Origin of the sequence: Marivita sp., from assembly GCF_022763305.1 — a bacterium.
In the GTDB taxonomy this organism is placed as follows: Bacteria; Pseudomonadota; Alphaproteobacteria; order Rhodobacterales; family Rhodobacteraceae; genus Marivita.
Map to the genome: position 1 here is coordinate 35,450 of NZ_JALEGT010000035.1, position 24,638 is coordinate 60,087.

General features: G+C 62.7%; 30 protein-coding genes. 12 read left to right on the plus strand and 18 right to left on the minus strand.

All coding sequences use genetic code 11. From position 1 onward, the window contains the following. Nucleotides 1-3: 3 nt before the first annotated feature. The 7 genes from MRY75_RS06165 to MRY75_RS06195 all read right to left on the minus strand — a co-directional run bounded on the left by MRY75_RS06165 (nucleotide 4) and on the right by MRY75_RS06195 (nucleotide 5,226). Nucleotides 4-630 carry a hypothetical protein gene (locus MRY75_RS06165; RefSeq protein ID WP_292306266.1) on the minus strand — a complete coding sequence of 209 codons (627 nt, stop codon included), beginning with the start codon at nucleotides 628-630 and terminating at the stop codon, nucleotides 4-6. 31 nt (nucleotides 631-661) lie between these two features. Beyond that, on the minus strand, nucleotides 662-796 hold the full coding sequence (locus MRY75_RS06170; RefSeq protein WP_292306267.1) for an aa3-type cytochrome c oxidase subunit IV: 135 nt from the start codon (nucleotides 794-796) through the stop codon (nucleotides 662-664). An 86-nt stretch (nucleotides 797-882) separates the two neighbouring features. Continuing rightward, nucleotides 883-1,341, minus strand: a complete 459-nt coding sequence (locus tag MRY75_RS06175; RefSeq protein ID WP_292306268.1) for a DUF6173 family protein — start codon at nucleotides 1,339-1,341, stop codon at nucleotides 883-885. Between the two features lie 13 nt (nucleotides 1,342-1,354). Then, nucleotides 1,355-1,819 carry an Lrp/AsnC family transcriptional regulator gene (locus tag MRY75_RS06180; RefSeq protein ID WP_292306269.1) on the minus strand — a complete coding sequence of 155 codons (465 nt, stop codon included), beginning with the start codon at nucleotides 1,817-1,819 and terminating at the stop codon, nucleotides 1,355-1,357. Between the two features lie 179 nt (nucleotides 1,820-1,998). After that, nucleotides 1,999-3,165 (minus strand): DNA recombination protein RmuC, encoded by a 1,167-nt coding sequence (gene rmuC, locus MRY75_RS06185; RefSeq protein WP_292306270.1) that lies wholly within the window; start codon nucleotides 3,163-3,165, stop codon nucleotides 1,999-2,001. After that, the gene (gene mutL / locus MRY75_RS06190; RefSeq protein ID WP_292306271.1) at nucleotides 3,162-5,003 is read right to left on the minus strand and encodes a DNA mismatch repair endonuclease MutL; all 1,842 of its coding nucleotides are present in this window, start codon (nucleotides 5,001-5,003) and stop codon (nucleotides 3,162-3,164) included. The genes rmuC and mutL overlap by 4 nt, the downstream gene beginning before the upstream one ends. Nucleotides 5,004-5,064: 61 nt before the next feature. Further along, nucleotides 5,065-5,226: a hypothetical protein gene (locus MRY75_RS06195; protein ID WP_292306272.1), complete on the minus strand. Its 162-nt coding sequence runs from the start codon at nucleotides 5,224-5,226 to the stop codon at nucleotides 5,065-5,067. A 129-nt stretch (nucleotides 5,227-5,355) separates the two neighbouring features. Between MRY75_RS06195 and MRY75_RS06200 the strand changes: the two genes are divergently transcribed. From MRY75_RS06200 to MRY75_RS06215, 4 genes are read left to right on the plus strand one after another with little or no spacing between them, the layout of a single operon-like run. Continuing rightward, entirely contained in the window at nucleotides 5,356-6,282 is a 927-nt protein-coding gene (locus MRY75_RS06200) for an AEC family transporter (protein WP_292306273.1), read from the plus strand. 14 nt (nucleotides 6,283-6,296) lie between these two features. Next, nucleotides 6,297-7,127 carry an S-formylglutathione hydrolase gene (gene fghA, locus MRY75_RS06205; protein ID WP_292306274.1) on the plus strand — a complete coding sequence of 277 codons (831 nt, stop codon included), beginning with the start codon at nucleotides 6,297-6,299 and terminating at the stop codon, nucleotides 7,125-7,127. Further along, nucleotides 7,124-7,585 (plus strand): YaiI/YqxD family protein, encoded by a 462-nt coding sequence (locus MRY75_RS06210; RefSeq protein ID WP_292306275.1) that lies wholly within the window; start codon nucleotides 7,124-7,126, stop codon nucleotides 7,583-7,585. The genes fghA and MRY75_RS06210 overlap by 4 nt, the downstream gene beginning before the upstream one ends. Before the next feature lie 21 nt (nucleotides 7,586-7,606). Then, nucleotides 7,607-8,524: an ornithine cyclodeaminase gene (locus MRY75_RS06215; RefSeq protein WP_292306276.1), complete on the plus strand. Its 918-nt coding sequence runs from the start codon at nucleotides 7,607-7,609 to the stop codon at nucleotides 8,522-8,524. 58 nt (nucleotides 8,525-8,582) lie between these two features. Here the strand turns inward: MRY75_RS06215 and MRY75_RS06220 are convergent, their stop codons facing one another. Genes MRY75_RS06220 through MRY75_RS06235 form a run of 4 tightly spaced genes read right to left on the minus strand, consistent with a single transcriptional unit; the run spans nucleotide 8,583 to nucleotide 12,557 of the window. Further along, a complete protein-coding gene (locus MRY75_RS06220) occupies nucleotides 8,583-9,827 on the minus strand; it encodes an MFS transporter (protein WP_292306277.1) in 1,245 nt (414 codons plus the stop codon). Between the two features lie 28 nt (nucleotides 9,828-9,855). Further along, on the minus strand, nucleotides 9,856-10,734 hold the full coding sequence (locus MRY75_RS06225) for an NlpC/P60 family protein (protein WP_292306278.1): 879 nt from the start codon (nucleotides 10,732-10,734) through the stop codon (nucleotides 9,856-9,858). Continuing rightward, on the minus strand, nucleotides 10,731-12,116 hold the full coding sequence (locus MRY75_RS06230) for a M17 family metallopeptidase (protein WP_292306279.1): 1,386 nt from the start codon (nucleotides 12,114-12,116) through the stop codon (nucleotides 10,731-10,733). Before MRY75_RS06230 ends, MRY75_RS06225 begins: the two co-directional genes overlap by 4 nt. A gap of 60 nt (nucleotides 12,117-12,176) precedes the next feature. After that, nucleotides 12,177-12,557 (minus strand): hypothetical protein, encoded by a 381-nt coding sequence (locus MRY75_RS06235; RefSeq protein ID WP_292306280.1) that lies wholly within the window; start codon nucleotides 12,555-12,557, stop codon nucleotides 12,177-12,179. A 146-nt stretch (nucleotides 12,558-12,703) separates the two neighbouring features. On the opposite strand from MRY75_RS06235, the gene MRY75_RS06240 reads away from it, so the two are divergent. Next, nucleotides 12,704-13,354: a carbonic anhydrase gene (locus MRY75_RS06240; RefSeq protein ID WP_292306281.1), complete on the plus strand. Its 651-nt coding sequence runs from the start codon at nucleotides 12,704-12,706 to the stop codon at nucleotides 13,352-13,354. On the opposite strand, the gene MRY75_RS06245 is transcribed toward MRY75_RS06240, so the two are convergent. From MRY75_RS06245 to MRY75_RS06260, 4 genes are all read right to left on the minus strand, one after another. Beyond that, the gene (locus MRY75_RS06245; protein ID WP_292306282.1) at nucleotides 13,355-13,636 is read right to left on the minus strand and encodes a hypothetical protein; all 282 of its coding nucleotides are present in this window, start codon (nucleotides 13,634-13,636) and stop codon (nucleotides 13,355-13,357) included. Between the two features lie 252 nt (nucleotides 13,637-13,888). Beyond that, the gene (locus MRY75_RS06250; protein WP_292306283.1) at nucleotides 13,889-14,653 is read right to left on the minus strand and encodes a hypothetical protein; all 765 of its coding nucleotides are present in this window, start codon (nucleotides 14,651-14,653) and stop codon (nucleotides 13,889-13,891) included. A 206-nt stretch (nucleotides 14,654-14,859) separates the two neighbouring features. Continuing rightward, nucleotides 14,860-15,882 (minus strand): aspartate-semialdehyde dehydrogenase, encoded by a 1,023-nt coding sequence (locus tag MRY75_RS06255; protein ID WP_292306284.1) that lies wholly within the window; start codon nucleotides 15,880-15,882, stop codon nucleotides 14,860-14,862. A 140-nt stretch (nucleotides 15,883-16,022) separates the two neighbouring features. Then, entirely contained in the window at nucleotides 16,023-16,865 is an 843-nt protein-coding gene (locus tag MRY75_RS06260; protein WP_292306285.1) for a TIGR00730 family Rossman fold protein, read from the minus strand. Nucleotides 16,866-16,937: 72 nt separating this feature from the next. Between MRY75_RS06260 and MRY75_RS06265 the strand changes: the two genes are divergently transcribed. From MRY75_RS06265 to dapD, 4 genes are all read left to right on the plus strand, one after another. After that, nucleotides 16,938-17,867 (plus strand): threonine/serine dehydratase, encoded by a 930-nt coding sequence (locus MRY75_RS06265; protein ID WP_292306286.1) that lies wholly within the window; start codon nucleotides 16,938-16,940, stop codon nucleotides 17,865-17,867. 24 nt (nucleotides 17,868-17,891) lie between these two features. Continuing rightward, the gene (locus tag MRY75_RS06270) at nucleotides 17,892-18,098 is read left to right on the plus strand and encodes a hypothetical protein (protein ID WP_292306287.1); all 207 of its coding nucleotides are present in this window, start codon (nucleotides 17,892-17,894) and stop codon (nucleotides 18,096-18,098) included. A 51-nt stretch (nucleotides 18,099-18,149) separates the two neighbouring features. After that, nucleotides 18,150-18,311: a hypothetical protein gene (locus MRY75_RS06275; RefSeq protein ID WP_292306288.1), complete on the plus strand. Its 162-nt coding sequence runs from the start codon at nucleotides 18,150-18,152 to the stop codon at nucleotides 18,309-18,311. Between the two features lie 77 nt (nucleotides 18,312-18,388). After that, nucleotides 18,389-19,216: a 2,3,4,5-tetrahydropyridine-2,6-dicarboxylate N-succinyltransferase gene (gene dapD / locus MRY75_RS06280; protein WP_292306289.1), complete on the plus strand. Its 828-nt coding sequence runs from the start codon at nucleotides 18,389-18,391 to the stop codon at nucleotides 19,214-19,216. Nucleotides 19,217-19,243: 27 nt separating this feature from the next. Here dapD and MRY75_RS06285 read toward each other — a convergent pair whose 3' ends face one another. Beyond that, nucleotides 19,244-19,639: a rhodanese-like domain-containing protein gene (locus tag MRY75_RS06285; protein WP_292306290.1), complete on the minus strand. Its 396-nt coding sequence runs from the start codon at nucleotides 19,637-19,639 to the stop codon at nucleotides 19,244-19,246. 111 nt (nucleotides 19,640-19,750) lie between these two features. Between MRY75_RS06285 and MRY75_RS06290 the strand changes: the two genes are divergently transcribed. Continuing rightward, nucleotides 19,751-20,101 carry a hypothetical protein gene (locus tag MRY75_RS06290; RefSeq protein ID WP_292306291.1) on the plus strand — a complete coding sequence of 117 codons (351 nt, stop codon included), beginning with the start codon at nucleotides 19,751-19,753 and terminating at the stop codon, nucleotides 20,099-20,101. On the opposite strand, the gene MRY75_RS06295 is transcribed toward MRY75_RS06290, so the two are convergent. Both MRY75_RS06295 and MRY75_RS06300 read right to left on the minus strand, forming a co-directional pair. Then, nucleotides 20,098-21,177: a Hint domain-containing protein gene (locus MRY75_RS06295; protein ID WP_292306292.1), complete on the minus strand. Its 1,080-nt coding sequence runs from the start codon at nucleotides 21,175-21,177 to the stop codon at nucleotides 20,098-20,100. The two genes, MRY75_RS06290 and MRY75_RS06295, sit on opposite strands and share 4 nt — an antisense overlap. Beyond that, a complete protein-coding gene (locus MRY75_RS06300; protein ID WP_292306293.1) occupies nucleotides 21,174-22,745 on the minus strand; it encodes a Hint domain-containing protein in 1,572 nt (523 codons plus the stop codon). The genes MRY75_RS06295 and MRY75_RS06300 overlap by 4 nt, the downstream gene beginning before the upstream one ends. 271 nt (nucleotides 22,746-23,016) lie before the next feature. Here MRY75_RS06300 and dapE point away from each other — a divergent pair, with 271 nt between their 5' ends. Together dapE and MRY75_RS06310 are read left to right on the plus strand one after the other, a co-directional pair. After that, nucleotides 23,017-24,165, plus strand: a complete 1,149-nt coding sequence (gene dapE, locus MRY75_RS06305) for a succinyl-diaminopimelate desuccinylase (protein WP_292306294.1) — start codon at nucleotides 23,017-23,019, stop codon at nucleotides 24,163-24,165. Then, complete coding sequence (locus MRY75_RS06310) at nucleotides 24,162-24,590, plus strand: GNAT family N-acetyltransferase (RefSeq protein ID WP_292306295.1); 429 nt, start codon at nucleotides 24,162-24,164, stop codon at nucleotides 24,588-24,590. The genes dapE and MRY75_RS06310 overlap by 4 nt, the downstream gene beginning before the upstream one ends. Nucleotides 24,591-24,638 lie beyond the last annotated feature (48 nt).

The following is a 24,638-nucleotide window of genomic DNA, read 5'->3' on the forward strand; positions in this document are numbered from 1 at the left end:
GGGTCACTGGGCGCGCAGGGATTGTTCGTACTGCGCAATCGCGACCGACTTGTCGTCGCTGTCATTTTCGAAGATTTTCTGCGTCCGCACGCCAGGCAGCTCTGCGAAATCATCCATCAGGCGTTTCGGGAACCAAGTGGAGCCGACGCTCTCGAACCCCGGCAGCTGACGCAGAATCGCCGCCGTGCTCAGCGCGCATTGCGCGGATGCAACCGGTCCGTTGGCAATCGCAAGCCGCAGGGCACGTTCCGCCACCTCGGGCGAGACTTCGATGGTCTGCATCACCACGTGATAGGTTTCCCGCGCATGGGCCCGCGCGTAGAAATCGGCCACACCCGGTGTGATACCGTAAAGAACATCCCCACGCTGCGGGACCGCGCTCAGCCGGACGGACCCGGCAGGATCGAAGATGACCCTCTGAGACCCATTGATCATCAGGCTGGTATGGGCACCTGCGCCTGAGCGATTGTTGATCATGGTGAACAGCGTCAACGCCGGCGGCCCGGGGTGACGATAGGAGGCGCTGCTGATCACCTCGGGTGATGCATCGGGACGCAATTCCGCGCCCGCGCCGCAGCCCACCAAGGCCAACATGGCCAGTCCGGCAAGGATCCGAGACATCAGGGTCATGTTAGCCTCTGGTCAGGTGTGAGTGTCGATCTCAGGAATTGAAGATCGCGAGGAAGATCAGAACCCCGATCGAAAAGATCGCAACGCGCGTGGACCAGCGGATGAACCCGTCAAAGGTCTTTTCCTGCGTGGTGATATCCATTGAACCGTGCTTGTGTTCCGCCATTTGAGACATCCCTTACAAATGTTTTCGTGTCGGTACCCGATTTGCCCGACACTGTCACCCATGCCAAGCGCGCAGTGTGTCGCGGTTTACGCGTCCTGTTCCAATTCTGCCGCAAGCTGAAACCCTATCCGACGCGGCTCGACATGGTCGCGCAGAATCGGCATCGCCCGAAGCGCCACGTTGAGCTGTGAGACATGCTGGATCAGCTGCATCCGCACCCCGTCGCCATCGGTACCGTAGAAGGTGACGATGTCGGGGTCGAAATATCCCAGCCCCTCGATCCGCAGCACGCCGGTCTGATTCCCGGCAAAGCCCATCGCCACCTCGTGTTCGTTGTCGAGCTGTTCCTCGAAATTCTGGATGTAGAGGATCAGCCGCTCATAGGCCCATTCAGCGTCGCTTTTCTGCTTCAGGGGCTTCCGGGTCAGGGCGTGCGGCAGGCGTTTCTGCCCGGTCTCGCCCGACCCTGCAGCATGGCTTTCCACCTTGCGTGGCAAAGCAGCGCCTTCGACCGCTTCGGCCGTGGTGCGAATCTCGTCGCTCATGGCTCTCCCCTTCTCAGATCGGCAGGGCCGTGGTTTCCTTGATCTCTTCCATAACGAAACTGGCCGAAATATCCGAGAGCGGAATCCGCGCGATCACACGCTTGTAAAAGGCGTCATAGGCCGGAACATCGGCCACCCGCACGCGCAGCAGGTAATCCAGATCTCCGGTCATGCGGTAGGCGCCCACCACCTCGGGCATGGTGCGCACCGCCTTGTGAAAGCTGTCGAGCCAGTCCGCATCGTGTCGCCCGGCACGGATCATCACCATCACCTCCAGCGGACAGCCCAGCTTGGCCGGATCGGTCAGCGCCACCCGGCCCGTGATGATCCCCGCCTGCTCCATCGCCTTGATCCGCCGCCAGCAAGCGTTGCGCGACAGCGCGACCTGATCGGCGATGGTCTCGACACTCAGGCTGGCATCGCGTTGCAGGATGCGCAGGATTGCCTTGTCGAATTGATCCAGTTCCGCAGGGGTCATGAGAATTTATCCCAACCGAAGGGCAGTTTGACAAGAGATGTGCCTTCCCGGACGTGTTTCCGTCAACGGAAACACGCGATGCGTCGACGCATCGCCCGCGCAAATGGCTAACAAAAGGTTAAAAGGACCGATGCGGTCCCATTGTTTCGCGCGCGAAACATTGCGGCACGTGTACTGACCTATTCCCCCGGCGGTTTCGCCAGCCGCACGACCGGAGTCGGATCGTCCTTGGCCAGTTCCTCGAAATCGAAATTGTCCAGCCTCCGCGCCCGACGCCCGGCCTTGTCGGCGCTGATCTTGATGTCGGCGATGTCCTTGGCCGCCTGCCCGAAATGTCGGTCGAGGTTCTCGACCCGGCTGCCCAGACGGTCCACATCCGCGTAAAGCAGGCTCAGTTCCTTGCGGATCGCCCCTGCCTGTTCGCGCATCCGCGCATCCTTGAGAATCGCCCGCATCGTGTTCAGCGTCGCCATGCAGGTGGTCGGAGACACGATCCAGACCCGCGCATTGAACCCTTCGCGCACCACCTCGGGAAAGTTCGCGTGCAGTTCCGCATAGACCGCCTCGGAGGGCAGGAACATCAGCGCACCATCGGCGGTCTCGCCTTCGATGATGTACCGTTCGGATATGTCCCTGATGTGCTTTCGCAGCGAAAGCCGAAGCTGCTGCGCCGCGCGGTTGAGATGCTCCTGCGTATCGGCGCGGCGAAGCTGTTCGTAGGCTTCCAAAGGGAACTTGCTGTCGATGGCAATCGGTCCCGGCGGGTTCGGCAGGTGGATCAGACAGTCCGCCCGCTTCCCGTTCGACAACGTCGCCTGCAGCGTGTAGCTGTCCTTGGGCAGCGCCTTGCCGACGATGTCGGTCAACTGGATCTCCCCGAACGCGCCGCGCGTCTGCTTGTTCGACAGGATGTCCTGCAGCGACAGCACGTCGCCTGACAGCTTGGTGATGTTCTCCTGCGCCTTGTCGATGCTCTGGAGCCGCTGCTGCAACTCGCCAAGGGATTGCGCCGTACGGCGGGCCGATCCGTGCAGGTTCTCGTTCATCTGCTCCTGCACCTGCGCCAGCCGCCGCTCCATCAGTTGCAGCATCGCGGTCTGGCTTTGTGCCTGCGCCTCGGAAACGTGGGTAAGACCGCCTGACAGGCGTTCCTGTCCGTCGGACAGGGCCTGCACCCGCTGCCCGACCTGCGCGAGCTGGTAGACCAGAGGCTCGCTCAGTTTCGCTGCGCGACGCGCGGACAACAGCGACATGATGAGCAGCAGCAGAACCAAGGCCCCCAGAGCCAAGCCCAGCAGAACGACCGGATCGCTCAGGTCGAGGACAAGATCACCGATCTGGATCATGTGCGGCCAAACAGGCGTTCAATGTCGCTGAGTTTCAGTTCGACATAGGTGGGCCGGCCATGGTTGCACTGACCGGAATACGGGGTCGCTTCCATTTCCCTTAACAGAGCGTTCATCTCTTCCGCCCGCATCTGACGGCCCGAGCGGATGGAGCCATGACAAGCCACCCGGCTCAGGATCGCTTCGATCCGGTCCTGCACCGCGCGCGCCTCGCCTTGGTCGTCCAACTCGTCAAGGATGTCGCGCAGGAGGGCATGGGAATTGACCTCGCCAAGGATCGCTGGTGTCTCGCGCACTACGACCGCGCCTTTGCCGAAGGGTTCGATGGTCAGCCCCATTCTGGCGAGGTCGTCCGAAAGGTCGAACAAGCGGGCCGCGTCGCTGTCGCTCATCTCGACCACATCGGGGATCAGCAGCGCCTGTGCGGGAACGCCGTTCTGCGTCATCTGGGTCTTGAGTTTCTCATACACCAACCGCTCATGCGCCGCGTGCTGATCGACGATGACGATGCCATCCTCGGTCTGGGCAATGATGTAATTCTCGTGCACCTGCCCCCGCGCGGCGCCCAGCGGTCGGTATTCGCGGGGGGTCTCATCGGTCTCTTGCGAGACCTCTTCGACCTCGACCATACGTCCGGAATAGGTGGTCTGCATGTCGGCGAAACCGGGGGATTGCATCGAGTACGCGGTCTGTCGCGCTGCGAAACTCGGGCGGTCCATCTGGTAGACGCGCGGCGGGTGCGGCTGTTCGGGGCGCATGGCACCCAGCGTCGCGCCTGCGACGGTGGTGGAGGCACGATGCCCCGCCTCGGCCAAGGCATGACGGAGGGCGGATACGATCAGCCCACGCACCAGACCAGGATCGCGGAAGCGCACTTCGGATTTCGCGGGATGCACATTCACATCCACCTTGTGCGGGTCGCAATCGATGAACAGCGCCACCGCCGGATGGCGGTCGCGGCTGAGGAAATCGGCATAGGCCCCGCGCAATGCGCCGATCAGCAGCTTGTCACGCACAGGACGTCCGTTGACGAAGAGGAACTGCGCCACCGCAGCGCCGCGTGAATAGGTGGGCAACCCGGCCAGACCGGTGAGGCGGATGCCTTCGCGGTCGGCGTCGATGGGTACGGCATTGTCGGTGAACTCGCGACCCATCACCTGCGTGAGCCGTCCACGCAAGGCATCGAAGAGATCACCCGTCACCGCATCGGCGCGGAAGATCACGCGGCCCTCACCGCCGCCGGACACATCGCGCAGGGTGAAGCTGACCGAGGGTTCGGCCATGGCAAGGCGTTTGATCACATCGGTGATCGCCTGCATCTCGGCCCGGTCGGAGCGGAGGAACTTCAGGCGCGCGGGCGTTGCGAAAAAGAGGTTGCGCAGGGTAACCACGGTGCCGCGCGAAAGGGCGGCGGGTTTGACCGGGTCGATCTTTCCGCCGGTGACCGACAGTTCAGCGGCATCGTGCCCCTCGGCGCGGCTGGTCAGGGTCAGACGCCCCACCGCGCCCAGCGAGGCAAGCGCTTCGCCGCGAAACCCGAAGCTGTGGATGTTGAGCAGGTCAGACCCGTCTATCTTGGAGGTGGCGTGGCGCGCAATCGCCAGCGGCAGTTCGTCGGGCGGGATACCGCAGCCATCGTCGGTGACGCGGATCAATGTCTTGCCACCGTCGGCGATGGCCACGTCAACGCGCGTGGCCCCGGCATCGACGGCGTTCTCGACCAGTTCCTTGACGGCAGAGGCTGGACGCTCGACCACCTCACCCGCCGCGATGCGGTTGATGGCGCTTTCCTCAAGCGGTTGAATGGAGGCACGTATCTTGGGGGCGTGGGAGTTCATGCCACGAGATGTAGCATGGGTTTTGCGATTCTTCTATGGGAGGATCACGGGTTTGATGCGGTCAGACGAATTTCAGCAGGATGCCCATCGCGCTGACATATGCGGCCATGAGAACCCAAAACCGGTATTTCATGTTTTGATTGATCTCGGACGTTTCAGCGACGAGCTTCGCAATCTCGGCGCGCATCTTGTCGTCTGCGAGGGCCTGTTCTGTATGTGTCATTGGCATGTTCCGTGCAAACCTCCACACCGCCAACAATATAGAGATTAAATTCCTTTCTGTCGACTTAACCAGACCAACAAAGGCCGTTGTGCAATTGACGCGGCTGCCCTCCGTGGTAACAGGTTTGTCATGCTGGCCATCTTCCTTCAGACCCTGCCGTTTTTCGCCCTGATCGCCGTGGGTTACGGTGCAGGCAAGACCGGGTTCTTCACCGAGGAAGCTACCGCCTATCTGACCAAGTTCGTGTTTTACTTTGCCCTGTCGGCGATGCTCTTCCGGTTTTCCGCGAACCTGTCGATTGCCGAGATCTTCGACTGGCGGATCGCGGCGGGGTATCTGTGGGGCACGGCCTTTGTCTATGGGATCGGCATGGCGGTGGGATTCCTGCGCGGCATGAACACCGAAACCGCCGCGTTCGAGGGGCAGGTCGCGGCCATCGGGAACACCGGTTTCCTGGGCGTGCCGATGCTGGCGCTGCTGATGGGACAGGAGGCTGTAGGACCGATCATTCTTGTCCTGACCATCGACCTCGTGGTGTTTTCGTCGCTGATCGTCATCCTTGTGGTGGGATCGCGCGAAGGGCGGATGTCGCTGCGGATTTTCAAGACGGTGGGGATCGGGTTGCTCAAGAACCCGATGATCGTTTCGATCGTTGCCGGGTTCATGGTTTCGGCGACCGGTGCGCCCATTCCCGAACCGGTCAACCAGTTCCTGTCGATCCTGGGAGCGGCTGCGACACCCGGGGCGCTGTTTGCCATCGGTGCCTCACTGGCCAGCAAATCGGCAGAGCGTCTGACGATTGCGGGCTGGTTGAGTTTCTGTAAACTGATCATCCACCCGGCCGCCGTCGCGGTGGGTGTTTACATGCTGTTTCCGTCCGATCCGTACAAGGCGGGCGTGGTTGTCGCGGCAGCGTCCTTGCCGGTGGCGGGCAATGTCTTCATCCTCGCACAGCATTACAAGGTGGCCCCACAACGGGTGTCCGCCGCCATTCTGATCTCGACCGCCGTCAGCATCCTGACCGTGTCGTTCGTGATCAGCCAGGTCCTGATTTAAGGAAAGGGAGCGTCATGGAAACCGTTTCGGAGAACAGATGTTTTGATGGGGTTCAGGGCGTGTACCGACATGCGTCGGACGCGTGCGGCTGTGACATGACCTTCGGGCTTTATCTGCCGCCGCAGGCCACGGACGGGCCGGTGCCGGTGCTGTGGTACCTGTCCGGGCTGACCTGCACGCATGAGAACGCTATGACCAAAGCGGCGGCGCAGGGCTTTGCCGCAGAGGCGGGAATGGCGGTGGTGTTCCCCGACACGTCCCCGCGTGGCGATGCGGTGGCGGACGATGACGCCTATGATCTTGGCAAAGGGGCCGGGTTCTATGTGAACGCGACGCAAGATCCCTGGGCGCCGCATTTCAGGATGTGGGATTACGTGGCAGATGAATTGCCCGCACTGTTGGGCAGGGCATTCACCGTTGATCTGGAGCGGCAGGCGATCACCGGGCATTCGATGGGTGGTCATGGCGCGCTGACGCTTGCGATGGCGCATCCGGGGCGGTTTGCCTCGGTGTCGGCCTTTGCGCCGATTGCAAACCCGAGCCAAAGCGACTGGGGCCGCAAGCAATTGTCGGCCTATCTGGGTGACAACGAGACCACATGGTTGAGGCATGACGCGACAGTGCAGATGCAGGAGGTCGGGTTCGACGGGCCGGTTCTGGTGGATCAGGGTGGGTCGGATCAGTTCCTCGAGCTGCTCAAACCCGAAGCGCTGAGCCACGCGATGGCCGCGCGGCGTCAGGAGGGGACGTTCCGCATGCAGAAGGGCTACGATCACTCGTATTTCTTTGTCTCGACCTTCATCCCCGATCACATCGCGTTCCACGCTGGCGCGCTGGGGCTGTGACCCGGCTTTTCGTCGATGCCGATGCCTGCCCGGTTAAAGCCGAGGCAGAGCGGGTTGCGACCCGGCACAAGGCGCAGATGTATCTGGTGTCGAACGGGGGGCTGCGGATGTCGGAAAACCCGTTTGTCGAGGTGGTCGTGGTGCCCGACGGGCCGGATGTGGCCGATATGTGGATCGCGGAGCGTGCGGGACCCGGCGATGTGGTGATCACCGGGGACATTCCGCTGGCGGCACGCTGCGTGGAAAACGGAGCACGGGTGCTCAAGCACAATGGCGAGCGTCTTGATGCGCGCAATATCGGGCAGGTGCTGGCGACGCGGGATCTCATGGCGGATCTGCGTGCGGCGGACCCGTTCCGGCAGGGCGGCGGGCGTCCGTTTTCCAAGGCGGATCGGTCGCGGTTTCTGGATGCGCTGGAGCGCGAGATGCGGGCGGCGGCGCAGGATGTGCCGCGTTAGGATTTGAGGGGAGAGGCAGCGATGACGACACCGGAGATCATTCCGTTTGCGGATGGTGAAGCGCAGCTTGACTGGATCGGCCTGACCGATGCGTTGGCGGCGGGGCATGACCTGCCGAAAGCCGAGATCGCGGACAGTTTCCTCTATCGCGGGGGTGATACGCTTTTGAACCGGGCGGCGTGGATCGACGGGCTGGGGCTGGCGGTGAAGTCGGCGACGATCTTTCCGGGCAATGCCGGTCTTGGGAAAGCGGCGGTGAACGGTGGGGTGTCGGTCTATTCCGATGTCGACGGGACGCTGGAAGCGATTGTCGATTTTCACCTTGTGACCAAGTGGAAAACCGCAGGCGACAGTCTTCTGGCGGCGCGGCGACTGGCGCGGGCGGACAGTGCGGTGATCCTGATTGTCGGGGCTGGCACGGTGGCGCGGTCGCTGGTCGAGGCCTATTCGGCGGCGTTCTCCGAGGCGCGGTTTCTGATCTGGAACCGGACCGGGGCCAAGGCGCAGGAGTTGGCGGAGGCGTTTGCGCATGTGACGGCGGCTGGGGATTTGGCCGAGGCGGTGGGACAGGCGGACATCGTCAGTTGCGCCACCATGTCGACCGAACCGGTTCTGAACGGCGCATGGCTGCGGCCGGGGACGCATGTGGACCTGATCGGTGCCTACCGTCCCGATATGCGCGAGGCGGATGATGCGGTGCTGACGCGCGGGCGGCTGTTCGTGGATTCTCTGGATACAACCGTGGGGCATATCGGAGAGATCAAGGACCCGATTGCGCGGGGAGTGATCCGAGAGGCGGACATCGTTGCGGATTACTACGATCTAGGAGCCTTTGGGCGGCAGTCCGAGCATGAGATCACGGTGTTCAAGAATGGCGGCGGGGCGCATCTGGACCTGATGGTCAGCCGCTACATTCTGGACCGTTGGCGCAGCCGGTAGGGCCGGGACACGATGCGTCGACGCATCGCGCGTGTCGGTTGACCGAAACGCGCCCCTGTCAGGCGGCGAGCGGGACGGGCTGGCGTTTCTCGCGAATGGGCAGATGCACAAGTGCGCTGAAGGCTCCGACGCCGACACCGATCCACCAGACCAGCGTGTAATCGCCGTGAATGTCGTACATGCGGCCACCGAGCCAGACGCCCATGAAGCTTCCCAATTGGTGGCTGAAGAACACGATCCCATAAAGCGTGCCCATGTAGCGCAGCCCGTAGATATGCGCGATCAGCCCCGAGGTGAGCGGCACCGTGGCAAGCCAGAGTGACCCCATCGCGGCGGAAAAGAGGATCACCGATGTGGGGGTGATCGGCAACATGATGAAGAGCGCGGCAATGATCGTGCGGCCGGTGTAGATGCCCGCGAGCAGGTATTTCTTGGACCAGCGGTTGCCCGCCCATCCCGCGGTGAGCGTGCCCACGATGTTCATCAGCCCGATGAGCGAGATTGACACGGCGCCCAGCGCGGAAGTGGTGGTGATGCCCATGCTGTGCAGCACTCCGCCCGGCTGGATCGGACCGCAGAGTTCGGTCACGAAGGCCGGGAAATGCGCGGTGACGAAGGCAAGCTGATAGCCGCAGCTGAAGAAGCCCAGAAAGATCAGCGTATAGGACGGATCGCGGAAGGCACGGATCAGGATCGTGCCCATGCTTTCCTCAAGCTCTGCCCGGCTGGCCGGGGGTGTGGGCGAGCGCATGAAAGGCAGCACCATCAGCACCGCAAGGATGGCGACCGCGAACCAGAGGAACACCATCTGCCAGTTCATCAGCGTCAGCATCCATTCCGCGACGGGCGCGCCGAACACCTGACCTGCGCTGCCCGCCGCAGTGGCGATGGCAAGGCTCATGGAGCGGTTCGCATCCGAACTGGCCCGCCCGACAACGGCGAGGATGACGCCAAAGCCGGTGCCCGCAACGCCGAACCCCACGAGGATCTCGTAAAACTGATGCGCCGTGGGTGTGACCGCGAAGGAGGACAGCACCAGACCGGCGGCATAGGTCAGCGCGCCAAGAATGATGGCCTTCCGATCCCCGATCTTTTCCGCCAGCGCCCCGAAAAGCGGCTGACCGATGCCCCAGGCGAGGTTCTGGATCGCGATGGCCAGAGAGAACTCGGCGCGGAGCCAGCCGAATTCCTCGGCAATCGGGATCTGGAACACGCCAAAGCTGGCGCGGATGGCGAAGGACACGAGGATGATGATGCACCCGCCGATCAGAACCGGCGTGAAGATCGAGGCGCGGGCTTGCATAGGGAAGGCTCCGGAAAAGATGTCGCGATTAGACGCCTTTTTTGCCGGGGGTCAAGCGGGCGTGGCGGAGGACCGGATCGCCCTGCGCCGCAATCCGCGCGATGGCCGCTTGCAGCGGCTCGCGGGTGACAGACATCGCATAGGCGTTGGCATGCAGTAGCGTGTCCGGGTCTGCGATCCAGCCGACATGGCCTTTCCAGAACAGCAGATCTCCGCGTTCTGGCGGCGTGCCGGGATCAAGGGTTTCCCCCAGTTGCGCCATTTGCTGATCGCTGTCACCGGGACAGGGGATGCCGCAGGCGTGGCAGGCGATTTGAACGAGGCCGGAACAGTCTATGCCAAAGGCGGAGTTGCCACCCCAGAGATAGGGTGTGCCGAGCAGGCGTTCGGCGATGGTAACCGGGTCGGAGTCCTTTGTGTCGATGGGGCAAAGATGCAGGGAGGGGACGAAAAGATCGCTTGTCTGAGGCCCGTCCGTCCACGCAATACGCGACCACCCGTCGGTTTGATCGCGCATGTGCACTTCGCTGCCCATCGACAGCGGTGTGACGGCACCGGGGGTCTTCAGACCGCCGGTTGTCTTGGCGTAGGTCGCGCGAACCATGACGCGGTGCGACGGTTTCGCGTCGGGATATGTGTCCAGCCCCGCCGTTTCGATCCAGCCGGAATAGCCATCCACCACCGTTTCGCCGAAGGCCCAGCCCGTGTCCGTCATGGCGCGGACGACAAAAGCCTGACCGCGCAACATCTGCCGGTCTCTTGCGCCTGCGGGGGCGGCACAGAGATCGGTGACGGGGCGCGACATGCGCCGGGTCTGGGCAGGCACGATCCGCGCGCCGTGATCTGCGCAGACCTGCGCGATCTCTTCCGGTGAGACCGTGGACCAGAAGCGGCGTCTGTCCGTCATAGATCGAGGATGACGGGCAGTGACTCGAACAATGCGCGCGCCCCTTGCAGGGCGCCGCCTTTGGGTCTGCCCGGCGCGGCGGACGGTTGCCAGCCATAGATGTCGAAATGGATGTAGCGGTCGTGTTCGCTGACAAAGCGGCGCAGGAAGAGGGCTGCGGTGATGGAGCCTGCAAAGCCTCCCTTCGGCGCATTGTCGAGATCGGCGATGCCCGGTTCGATCATCGCCTCGTAGGGGTCATGGAACGGCATGCGCCAGACGGGATCGGCCATGCGGCGTGCGGACAGATCCAGCGAGGTCGCGACCACGTCGTCATCTGTGTAATACGGCGCAAGGTCCGGACCAACTGCCACGCGGGCGGCCCCGGTCAGGGTGGCCATCGACACGATCAGGTCGGGTTTACCCTCGGACCCGTAGGTCAGCGCGTCGGCAAGCACGAGGCGGCCTTCGGCATCGGTGTTGTTGATCTCGACCGTGAGGCCCTTGCGCGAGGTCAGGATGTCCTGCGGGCGGAAGCTGTTGCCGCTGACCGCGTTTTCGACCGCCGGGATCAGCACGCGCAGGCGCACATCAAGACCGGACGCCATGATCATATGCGCGAGACCCAGAACATTCGCGGCACCGCCCATGTCTTTTTTCATGAGACCCATGGAACTGCCGGGCTTGATGTTGAGACCCCCGGTGTCGAAACAGACGCCCTTGCCGACAAGCGTGATCTTCGGGCCACGACTGCCCCAGGTCAGGTCGATGAGCCGGGGTGCGCGATCCGAGGCGCGACCGACTGTGTGGATCATCGGGAAATTGTCGGCGAGCAGCGCGTCGCCCGTGGTCACGGTGATCTTGGCCTTGTGTTGTTTCGCAAGAGCGCGCGCGGCAGCCTCAAGGTCTTCCGGGCCCATGTCAGAGGCCGGGGTGTTGATCAGGTCTCGCGTGAGGAACTCCGCCTCGGCCAGAATGGACAGGCGGGCCGGATCGACACCCTCCGGGGTGACAAGCGTGGGATGCTCTGCCGCGCTGTCGCGGTACCGGGTGAAGCTGTAGCAGGCCAGAAGCCACCCCAAGGTTTCCTGCTCGATCTGGTCGGCCTCGATCCCGCTCTCGATGCGGTACGTCCCGGGGGCCAGTTTGGGCAGACTTGCCGCCAGCGCGAAGCGATCGCGCCTGCGCGAGGCGGGTGTGCCATAGCCGACCAGCGCCATCTCGGGATGACCTGCCTCGTCCGGGATCATGAGCACCGCGCCGATGCCCCCCTTGAAACCGCTTGCGTCGACCCATGTGCGGATGCGGTCGCTTTGCTGCCCCGCCCAGAGGGCAACATCCTCGGTCCCCAGAACGTATATCGGCACAGCCTTGGTGCCCGCAGGCGCGAGTGAAACGGTCATGAAGCTCCCCTTTTATGGTGGAGCAGAGGGTACGCCCTTGGGCAGGCGCTGCAAGCGGAATCAGAGCGATAGATCCGTGCCCATGTCCGCGCAGGCGATGGCGGTTTCGCCCCAGCGCAGGAACCGGCACAGCGTCGCAGAGAGCGCAACCGGGTCGGCCTGATCAAGACAGGTCAGAACATCGCGTCCGATGCGGGACAGGCCGGGCAAGCCGATCTGGGCCGCGATAGGAATGACCGCGTGTACGGACTTGCGCAGGGCCTGGTGGTTGCCGGTCCCATATTCCTCGCGGATCTGGGCAAAGCGGATCGCGATGTCTTCGAGCGCGCGGCAGAGGATGTTTTCGGCCACGGACGGACCAAGATCCCGGCTGAGACCATCGAGGGTGCCCATGTCGAATGACGCGATGTCGCGCGGATGCAAAATCGAGATTGTCTGCATCGTGATATGTCCTTTCTCACCCCAACCCGGCGGACGGTATCGCAGAGCTGCCTTTCAAATTGGTAAGCCCGCGACGGTTTTTTCCCTCGAATTCCGATCAAATTCGACGTATCCCGCAGAAAACGACCGAGGAGGCGGAGGATTTCATGAACGCCGCGAAGCCGCTGCCCGCATATCTCATCCAACGATATCAAGGCTGGAAGGCCACCACCTATTCGGACAACCGGGCGTGGTACAAACGTCTGGCGACCGAAGGACAGCGTCCGCGTGCAATGGTGATTTCCTGTTGTGACAGCCGGGTGCATGTGACGTCCATCTTCGGCGCGGATCAGGGCGAATTCTTCATTCACCGCAATATCGCCAATCTTGTGCCGCCCTACGAGCCGGACGGCGACCACCACGGCACGTCAGCGGCTGTGGAATACGCGGTGACGGCGCTGAATGTCGCGCATCTGATCGTGCTGGGGCATTCCAATTGCGGAGGTGTTCAGGGCTGTCTCGACATGTGTTCCGGCAATGCGCCGCATCTGGAAGAACAGTCGAGCTTTGTCGGGCGCTGGATGGATATTCTGCGCCCCGGTTATGAGCGTGTTACGGCGTCAAACGCGCCGGAGGGCCAATTGCGGGCTCTGGAGAAAGAAGCTGTGATCGTGTCGCTCGAGAACCTGATGACGTTTCCATTCATCCGCGAAGCGGTCGAGCAGGACCTTCTAACGCTTCACGGTCTGTGGACGGATATCGGCGAAGGCGGGTTGGAGTATTTCGAACCCAAGAGCCGGTCGTTCCACCCGGTCTGATCAGTTCCGCAGCGTCGCGCTGGCGCCCGAGCAATCGGTCCGCAGCTTCGGACGTCCGAGGCGTTCGGCCAGACGCGCCAGAGGAGAGCCGATCATGGAACCGGTGCAGACCGGTTTGCCGGTGTCATCCGCAAGAACAAGATGCCCGTTGCGAAAGGTGATCTCGTACCCTTTGGACGCGAGGCGGGCGCATAGATCACCCCAGCTTGTCGCGCGTTCGAAATGCGGCAGCAACACGGTGCGCAGAAGCATCGCCGTTTCACTGTCGAGAGGCATGGGCATGCCGTTTTCTGCATGGGCGGAGAATGGGACAGATTGGACTGCCATCTTGGGGACCTTTACTGTTTTTGCGGCACATCCCGAAAGGGTGCGAGCCAATTGCGGCAAGAATGGGGCAGGCCAACGCCCGCTCCGATAGTGTGAAGAACACGCAACACCCCAGAGGGTTCCCCGCGGTTTGTCGCGTCGTGAGAAACAATCAGGCGATGGCGCATTGCCCCGAACAGGGCAGCGCCGGTGCACAGAGGCACTCGGTCAGCCGACCGCGACAAGGCGTTGGTCCATCTGACGGGATGGTCCCTGATCATAATCGAGGATCGGAATCGCGCCGAGCGACTCGAGTTGTCGCCGGAACCGGCGGGTCTGTCCGTTCAGAAGGCTTTCCATCAAGGGACGCAAGTGCCCCCGGTCGCGCAGGTGCGCGGCGACCCGGTGGTCCGTGCCCGGCATGATATAGTGGAGGATGCCCGGTGCGTGCGGGAACCGCAGCGCGTGCGCCAGTTCGCGGTGTTCATCGCCGTGGAAGATGAAGTACCGCGTGGTCTTGGGGCTGAGCTGTTCGACCCGTGGAAACGGAAAGGACTTGATCTGCTTGCGGAAAAAGAACCAGCGGTCTTCTTCCGGCACTTCGCCCGGCAGAACGGAATATTGCGGCGTGAAGGCGATCACCCGGTCGAACTCGAACAGCCGCGACAGGTGCAGCGCCATCGTTCCCCCCATCGAGTTGCCGATGGCGACGGCGCGTTGGGCACCGATATGGCTGGCCGTGGCGTTCAGACAACACAGGATCTGCGATGCGAGGCCTTCGCCGTTGAGCCAGCTGCGCGACAGATCGCTTACGAAAAGAACGTGGTTCTGGCCCTGCGCCGAGGCGATTCCGGGAAACTCGGGGGGTGGTTCGGAATGGCGCTGCGTGCCGACGCCGGAAAAGCTGACGACAAGGTCCGTGCCTTCGCCCTTGAGATATCTGATCCGCAAGGGACCCTTTTCGAACAGCAGCGGGATTTCAGCATGCGTCATGTGTCCGACCCGTTCACATTCCTGATGTCATCAAGATTGGATACGGGTGGAATCCACCGATAATTAGGCCGCAATAAGAAGAATAAAGACAATTCCGTGCAGCAGGGGCGACCGCTCATCGGTCTCAAGCTGCGGAATCCGGCCTGTCGTCAGATGCAAAAAAGGCGCCGCAGACGTGCGGCGCCCTTGAGTGAGACAGACGTCGTTCAGCCCTTCTTGAGGACTTCGCGACCCAGCACTTCGGCGATCTGCACTGCGTTCAGGGCCGCGCCCTTGCGCAGGTTGTCGGACACGCACCACAGGTTGATGCCGTTGTCGATCGTGCTGTCCTGACGGATGCGGCTGATGAAGGTTGCGTAATCGCCGACACATTCCTTCGGCGTCACGTAGCCACCGGGTTCGCGCTTGTCGATCACCATGATACCCGGCGCTTCGCGCAGGATGTCGCGGGCTTCGTCTTCATCGAGGTGGTCTTCGAATTCGATGTTGATCGCTTCGGAGTGCCCCACGAAGACCGGAACACGCACGCAGGTTGCCGTGACCTTGATCGACGGATCGACAATCTTTTTCGTCTCGGCGACCATCTTCCACTCTTCCTTGGTGGAACCGTCTTCGAGGAAAACGTCGATATGCGGGATCACGTTGAACGCGATGTCCTTGGGGTAGACCTTGCGCTCGTAATTGTCGGTCGGGTTGTAGACCGCCTTGGTCTGATCCCACAGCTCGTCAATCGCCTCTTTGCCGGACCCGGACACCGACTGATAGGTGCTGACCACAACGCGCTTGATGCGGGCGCGGTCGTGCAGCGGCTTGAGCGCGACAACCATCTGAGCGGTCGAGCAGTTCGGGTTGGCGATGATGTTCTTCTTGGAATAGCCGTGGATCGCCTGTGCGTTCACTTCGGGAACGATCAGCGGCACGTCGGGGTCGTAGCGGTAGAGCGACGAGTTGTCGATCACCACGCAGCCTGCCTTCGCGGCGATGGGCGCGTAGGTCTTGGTCGCTTCCGACCCCACAGCGAACAGCGCGAAATCCCAGCCCGTGAAGTCGAACGTATCGAGATCCTGCGTCTTCAGCGTCTTGTCGCCAAAGCTGACCTCCGTACCCAGCGACCGGCGCGACGCAAGCGCGGCGATCTCGTCAACGGGGAACTGGCGCTCGGCCAGGATGTTCAGCATTTCGCGGCCCACATTCCCTGTGGCACCGGCAACGACGACTCTGTAGCCCATGTGGCTCTCCTTTCACTTGCCAGCCCCGGTGTCGTGTCCGGCGCTGGACTGAGCGTGGCTCTTACAGGAGTTGCTGCGTCTGCGAAAGGGTGTAGCCGAGATCTGATCGGTGGGGTGACGGATCGCCCGCCGAAAGGATGTCAGCGACCGGGAATGTCGCTGCGCGGCGGTGCCGGTTCCCAGTTCTCGATGATCCCCGCCGCCTCTTCGGCGGTTTCGACAAAGCGGAACAGGTCCAGGTCCTCGGGGCTAATCGTGCCTGCGTCGGCCAGCGCGTCCCAGTTGATGATCTTTTCCCAGAAGGCGCGGCCAAAGAGCAGGAACGGCACGCGCTGCATGCGACCGGTCTGGATCAGGGTCAGCGATTCGAACATTTCGTCCAGGGTGCCGAACCCGCCGGGAAAGACGCAGATCGCGCGGGCGCGCATCAGGAAATGCATCTTGCGGATCGCGAAGTAGTGGAAGTTGAAGCACAGCTCGGGCGTGACGTATTCGTTCGGCGCCTGTTCATGCGGGAGCACGATGTTCAGCCCGATGGATTTGCCGCCCTCGTCGGCGGCCCCGCGATTGCCGGCTTCCATCACACCCGGACCACCGCCCGTCACCACGACGAATTCGCGGCCCTGGCTGTTGTTGGACTTGCGCGTCATCAGCCGGGCAAAGCTGCGGGCCTCGTCGTAGAAATGAGCGAGATCGGCCAGCGTTTGGGTGCGGGCCTTGTCGGCGTCGGACGGGCGCGGGATACGCGCGCCTCCAAAGAGCACAATCGTGCTTTCGATCTGATGCTCGTCAAGCATGAGTTGCGGTTTGAGGAGTTCAAGCTGAAGCCGCACAGGGCGGAGTTCCTCGCGGCAGAGGAATTCGTCATCGGCAAAAGCCAGTCGATAGGATGGAGACCGCGTTTGCGCCGTCTCGGGCACATGGCTGGCGGTGCTGCGGTCAAGACCGGCATCGCGAAACGGGCTGTTGCGGTGATCATTCATGGGCTCGGGTTCCTTGTTCGCCTGCTCCGAGACCTATAGCGTCCGGATCGAAGTGACCAGAGAGGCAACGCCATGCAGTGGCAGGACGAGATCAGGGCGGCGCAGGATCGCATCACCGGGCAGGTCGTGAAAACGCCCGTTTTCAAAAGCGACGCCTTCGGGCCGACCGTCGCGTTCAAGCTCGAACAGATGCAACACACCGGCAGTTTCAAGACCCGAGGCGCGTTCAACACCTTGATCGCGTCGGAGGTGCCCGAGGCAGGAGTTGTGGCGGCCTCGGGCGGCAATCACGGGGCGGCGGTGGCCTTTGCCGCCCGGCAGTTGGGACACCGGGCGCGGATCTTCGTGCCCGAGATCGCAGGACCGGCAAAGATCGAGCTGATCGAACGGACCAGGGCCGAATTGACGGTGGTGCCCGGCGAATACGCCAACGCGCTTGAACTTGCGGAACGCGAGGCGTCGGAAAGCGGGGCGATGCAGGTCCATGCCTATGATGCGCCGCTCACCGTCGCCGGGCAGGGCACGGTGATGCTCGAGTGGGAAGCACAGGGCCTCGACGCGGACACGGTTCTGATCGCCGTGGGCGGAGGCGGCCTGATCGGCGGGGCGCTGGCATGGCTTGGCGGACGAGTGAAGGTGGTGGCGGTCGAGCCGATGACATCCTGTGCCCTGCATGAGGCGCTCGCCAAGGGCGCGCCGGTGGATGTGCCGGTCTCCGGTGTCGCCGCCAATGCCTTGGGAGCCCGGCGCATCGGGCGCATCTGTTTCGCCCTCGCCAAGGGCGGCGCGGTGCACAGCGTTCTGGTCTCGGACAGCGCGATCGTCGAAGCACAGCAGTCCCTGTGGCAGGCGCACCGACAGTTGGTCGAACCCGCCGGAGCGACGGCACTGGCCGCCCTGCTGTCAGGTGCCTACACACCCGAGGACGGCGAGCGCGTGGCGGTTCTGGTCTGCGGCGGGAACATCGCGCCGGAGCCGGTGTTCGAGTTAACCCGTACTTAACCAGGGGACGCGAAGGTCACATCCATGCCTGATGTGATCTGTCCCCTTGATTCCCAAACATATCTAGCCCTGATCCAGATCGCGGATGACGAGCAAAGCGATATCGCCTCGGTGATCCGTGACGCAATCCGCCGCGATCTGTTCCGCCGCACCCGCGCAAAGAAGGCCGTGAGGCCTGATGAGCGGCTCGTCGCGCCCTTGCGGGCGCTTCTCGCGGAGGATTTCGCCTAAGCCGTCAGCTGGTCGGACCTGCAATCGCGGCTGCGCGCCAAGGGTTACGCCTTGCGCGAGGCCGGGGCGGGCCTCGCGCTTGTGCGGCTTCCGGAAAACCTGCGTGTCGCCAAGGCGTCGGATCTCGGATACAGCTACAGTCGGTTGATGCGCCGCGTCAACGCCCCCTTTCCCGGACATTCCCACCGCTATCTCTTCACGAAGGACGACTGAGCGCATGCGTTGCGCCTTGGCGCAGGGCAGCTTATAGGCAAAGCGATTTCGGGGAAAACGACGTGAGGAGCGCATCCATGTCAAACGCACAGCTTGAAGCCGCCATCGAAGCCGCGTGGGACGCGCGCGACACGGTCACGCCGTCCACCGGCGGCGAGACCCGCGAGGCGATTGAGGCCACGCTCAACGCGCTGGACAGCGGATCGCTGCGGGTGGCTGAAAAGCAGGCTGATGGCAGCTGGCATGTAAACCAGTGGGCCAAGAAGGCCGTGCTGCTGGGGTTCCGGATCAAGGACATGGAACAGCATGACGGTGGCCCGCAAGGCGGCGGCTGGTGGGACAAGGTGGACAGCAAGTTCAAAGGCTGGGGCGACACCGAATGGCGCACGGCAGGCTTTCGCGCGGTGCCGAACTGTGTGGTGCGCAAATCGGCCTATATCGCGCCCGGCGTGGTGTTGATGCCATCCTTCGTGAACCTGGGTGCCTATGTCGACGAAGGCACGATGGTCGACACATGGGCCACCGTCGGGTCCTGCGCGCAGATCGGCAAGAACGTGCACCTGTCGGGCGGCGTGGGCATCGGCGGCGTGCTGGAGCCGATGCAGGCGGGCCCGACCATCATCGAGGACAACTGCTTCATCGGTGCTCGTTCGGAAGTGGTCGAGGGCTGCATCGTGCGCGAAGGTTCCGTTCTGGGGATGGGCGTGTTCATCGGCAAATCGACCAAGATCGTCGACCGCGAGACCGGCGAAGTGATGTATGGCGAAGTGCCGCCCTATTCGGTGGTGGTGGCCGGGTCGATGCCGTCGAAGAACAACATCAACCTCTATTGCGCGGTGATCGTGAAGCGGGTGGATGAAAAGACCCGCTCCAAGACCGGCATCAACGAATTGCTGCGCGATTGATCGTGATGGTGCGTGCCAGCACGCACCCTAAGCTTTCTTGGCGGGCTTCTCACCCACCGGGCCGCCCGCCTTTTTCCAGCCTCCGAACCCGTCGGTGATGTGGCTGACATTCTCCAGCCCCATCTCCTGGGCGACTTTCGCCGACAGAGCGGATCGCCAGCCCGAGGCGCAATAGAAGACAAACCGGTTGCTCGTCTGGAACTGCGGTTTGGCATAGGGGCTTTCCGGGTCGATCCAGAATTCCAGCATGCCGCGCGGGCAGTGGAACGCGCCGGGGATCATGCCATCACGCTCAAGTTCGCGCGGATCGCGAAGATCAACGAAGGTGACGTCGTCCTTCCCGTGCAACGCCATCATCTCGGACGCCGGGGCGTGTTCAACCTCCGCGTTGGCCGCCGCGACCATATCCTTGACCGATTTCATATCGTCCCTCCCTTTGCCCGGCAGTATGCCGATGTCTGGCACGGCAACAACCCTCGACCTGCGGCAGGTTTCGTGGCAGATGCGAGACACGGAACACAGGCAGGCCCCAGCATGAGCGACACGCAGAAGAAGCCCAAGAAACCGCATTCGGTTTACACGCTGGTCGTCGAGGTCGGACGCAAATCCGGGGATGGCTTGCCCAAGGGGGCGACCGGCGCGGCACTGATGTGCTATGCGTCGGGCGTGGACGAGGCCGAGGCGGTGCGCGAAACCGTGGCGATCCTCAAGCAGGCGGACATGGCGCCGCTTGACGTGACGGGTTACGGCACACTTGAAGACCGGCGGGAGCAGGGTCACGAGATCGAGGATGACGAGATCGCGCTGATGCAGCAGGCGTTGGACGAAAACGCCGTGATCGTGGCGCAGGTGACTCCGTATTTCAGCGACGACGATCGGGATTAAGCCGCGCGGGCTTCGGCCAGAGTGATCGCCTCGAAAGCGCGGAGCACCTGGTATCCGGCGCGGTGATGTTCCGGCAAGAGAGCGCGGGGCAAATCGCTGAGAACGGAGGCGGAAAACAGGCACTTGTCGCGCCGCATCCGGCCAATATAGAGCGATTCGAGTGCAGCATCGGGAATTCGCACCGCATCATGATGTGGCAGCAGCAACTGATGATAGGTCACAAAGCGCGGAGCCGGCTCGAAATGCCCGGCATAGCCGTTGACCAGCGCAGAGGCCGGGATCAGCACCTCTTCGCGGCCAAAAAGATATTCGACCTCGGGCCCGCTGACCAGAAGACGCTGGTGCCGGGACACGACGACATCCTGGGTCAACCCGAAATACGGCGCGCGCAGGCGCACCGGACGGAACGAGCCCAGCGCGGGAACCGTCCGGGAGACCGCGTGCAGGACCGGCACCAGCGTGCCATCCGCCGAGCGCACGACGTCGCCCTGTTGCAGGCTCATGGCAAGACAGATGCCCTGCGCGGTTTCGATCGGCACCGAGGGCGACAGCGTCGGCATCGGCCCGACCGGTTCGATGTCGGTAGAGAGCGCCACGAAGATCACGTCCGGGTCGATCTGGGTCAGGCCCTTGGGACAGGCCAGCGCCACGAGGTCCGACAAGAGCGGTGCGCGTGACATGGCGAAATGCCGGATCAGGACATGTTCGGTTTCGGGGCGCGCCACCACAAGGCGTCCCAGCTGCTTGTGCACATCCCAGCTGATCGTGACCTGAAGTGTGTCCGTTCGCGCCTCGCGGCCCCGCTCGAGCACTTCATGCACCACCTCGTCGCCCTGCGCGATCACCAGCACCACGCTGCCATGGGGCGTCGACATGAGCGAGAAACTGGATGTGGACGTGCCTTCCCGTTTGAAGCTGACAAGCGCCTGAGGGCGGCCTTCGGGAGAAAGCCGCGTTTCCAGAACGACCGACCCACGCGGCACGCAGGCACGCGGACGGCGGTCAAGGATGTCCTCGACCTCGTCGCGCACCCAGGCTTCGCGGGTTTCGGGATTGTAGAGAGCGAACCAGCTCATGCAGCGGCCCCGAAGAGCATCTGCGCCTCGTGCTTCTTGAGGATCTGCCGGGCGGCCACGCCATAACCGCGACCGGTCTCGGGATCGAGTTCCGGGAACAGGCCGACGATTTCCTCGATGATGTCGTCCTCGAACGCGTCGAGGGTCTGGGGTCCGGGCAGAAAGCTTTCTGTGGCCAGACCGTTCGACAGGATGATCTCGTGCCGGTCAAACAGCAGGTGGACATAGGTTACCGTGCCGCCCTCGATGGTCTGGATGCTGCGGCCGTTCACAAGATGCTTGGCGGCGACCAGAACCTCTGGTGTGTCGAACACCAGATCGGCCAGAGGGTCGCGCACAAGAATGCGGTGCTGTGGCGATAACATCAGCGCGCCGTGATCGCCAAAGGTCCGGGCAGCCACCCGCACCGGCGCGTAATTTCCGACAGCGGCGACCGTGCGCTGCCCGCTCCAGCGCAGGGGCTGCAGCCCGCGATCCAGAGTCCAGACCATGTCGCCGGGTTCAAGCTCCTCGACGCGGCGCGGCCCGGTTTCGGTTTCGATCAAGGTGCCCGCCACGAAACAGGGCACGGTGGCGATGGTAACGAAACCGGTGTCCACCTCCCCGTTGGCCGCAGCAACGTCATAGGTGAAATTGACGGTTTCGAAATCGCCGTCCGACGTCACAGACAGGGTGCCGTCGGCGTTCAGCGTCACCACCTGCCCGGTGCCCAGCGTGACACTGTCCCCGACGCTGACCGCGATCCCGTTGATATGGGTGATGAACATCACCCCGCCGGTCAGGTTGATGTCATTGTCGAGAACGTCCAGAACCTTGGTCCGGTCCGTGAACATGCTCACGATATCGGAACGGGCGACGAGTTCGGTCTGCACCGAGTCGCCGGCGATCAGCAGGTTCGAATCGTAGCTGCTGTCCGCCACATCGGCGATCCCGATGCGGATGGAATTCACCTCGCCGGGATTGACCAGCATGGTCATCGTCAGCGTGACGGTGAACCCGTCCATCTCGGTGTTGTAATCGTCTCCGGTATTGTCCTTGAACAGGTTGATATTGGCGGTGGTGTTCAGGTTTGCGGGATCGACATCACCGTCCCCGGCCACAATCTCGACCTGCTGACCGTTGATCCAGACGCCGACGAAGTCCTGATAGATCGAGTTCGTGAACTCCGGGTATTCCTCGGACGAGAACACGAACCGCATCGTCATCACGTCGTTTTCCGGAACGAAGTCGACGTCCAGATAGCTGGCGTCATAGGTGTTCGTGCCTGCGGCTGCGTTGAAGTTCGGGTTGTTGTTCTGCCCGCCGCTGCTTGTCGTTGTCGAGGCGCTGCGGTTGGGATCGCCGCCGCTCTGGGTGAACGCCCGCACCTGACCCGTAGACAGGATCACACCCGTATCCGAAGGGGTCACATCCGGGGCTAAGGCATCACCGTTGCTGTAGATCGCAGAGGACCGGCTGTCGCCCGTATAGCTCGCGCCAACGACGGTGACGCCGCTTCCGAAGATCGCGTTGGCCATCGCAATCGCGCTGGCACCGGTGTTGTATGTAAGCTCCGCGCCTGTTGCCATCTCTGCCTCGATGAGGCCCAAGGCACATGCCCAGACGCGGATGATATCCGGCCGGTGTTTTCACCGTGCCGACCTCGCTGCCTGGGTTCTGCTCTGCCTCGAGCCGTTTTATCATTGTTGATAAAGGGTTATCACGAAAGTGCGGCGCGGGCATACTTTCGATAGCAAATCTATCGTTAGGATAAGGATCAATTGAGTCCTTTTCGCCACATTTGCCTCTGCCTTCGGCACGCGGTAGCCAAGGCCGGACACTGACCCAAGGACCGAGACCATGACGCAAACCGACCCCGTAGACCTGACCGCCGCCCTTGTCCGCTGTCCGTCGGTCACGCCCAAAGAGGGCGGCGCGCTGGTCTTGTTGCAAGAGTTGCTGGACAGCGCTGGCTTCACCTGCACCCGCGTGGATCGGGCTGGTGTGTCCAACCTGTTCGCCCGCTGGGGCGACAAAGGCCATACCCGCACGTTCGGGTTCAACGGGCACACGGATGTTGTACCGCTGGGCAATCCGGACGCGTGGACGATGCCGCCCTTCGGAGCCGAGATCAAAGACGGCATGATGTATGGCCGCGGCACGACCGACATGAAATCCGGGGTCGCTGCCTTTGCGGCTGCTGCGGTGGATTTCGTTCGGACCACACCCCCGGACGGTGCAGTGATCCTGACCATTACAGGCGACGAGGAGGGCGATGCGATTGACGGCACAACGGCGCTGCTTGACTGGATGAAGACCCAAGGCGAACGGATGAGTGTCTGTCTGGTCGGCGAACCCACATGCCCCAATCACATGGGCGAGATGATGAAGATCGGCCGTCGCGGGTCGATGAACGCGTGGTTCACCGTCACAGGCAAACAGGGGCATTCCGCGTATCCGCACCGCGCCCTGAACCCGATGCCCGCAATAGCGCGGCTGATGGACAGGCTGGCCTCGTGCGAGTTGGATCAGGGCACCGATCACTTCGACGCTTCGACGCTCGCGGTTGTGACCATCGACACCGGCAATGCGGCAACCAACGTGATCCCGGCGGAAACGCGCGCCTGCATCAACATCCGCTTCAACGACATTCACACAGGCGAAGGCCTGTACTATTGGCTGCGCGATCAGGCCGCCAAGGTGGATGCCGAGTTCGGCACCAAGACCGAGGTAAAGATCAAGATCTCAGGCGAAGCATTCCTGACCCCACCGGGGCCGCTGTCTGATCTGGTGGCCAATGCGGTGGAGGCGGAAACGGGTGTCATGCCGGAGCTGTCCACATCCGGTGGAACATCCGACGCGCGCTTCGTCAAGAACCATTGCCCGGTGGTGGAATTCGGGCTGGTCGGCCAGACGATGCACGCGGTCGATGAACGGGTGTCCGTCGAGCAGATCAGACAGCTCAAGGCAATCTACACCCGCATCCTTCAGGACTATTTCGCGCAATGACCGTGACGGTGTCGCGGGTGTCGGACCCGGCAGAGTGCTATGCGATCCGATACGAGGTCTTTGTCGGAGAACAGAACGTGCCGCTTGATCTTGAACGGGACGATCTGGACGACACGGCGATTCACCTTCTCGCACGTGAAGGCGACCAGCCCGTCGGTGCGGCGCGGATCGTGATCAAGGGGGACACCGGCAAGATCGGTCGCGTCTGCGTTCTGAAACAGGCGCGGGGCACCGGCCTTGGCGCGGCATTGATCCGCGAAGCTCTGGTGATCCTGCGGGGCACGCCCGGCATCACCCGCGCCGCTTTGGGCGCACAGATCGACGCCTTGGGGTTCTACGAGAAACTCGGCTTCACCGCCTATGGCGAGGTGTTCGACGATGCCGGGATCGATCATCGGATGATGGAGCTGCGCTTCGACACCTGACGCGACTTTCGCCATGACGCGCCACATTGCCCGTGCTACCTGATGCAC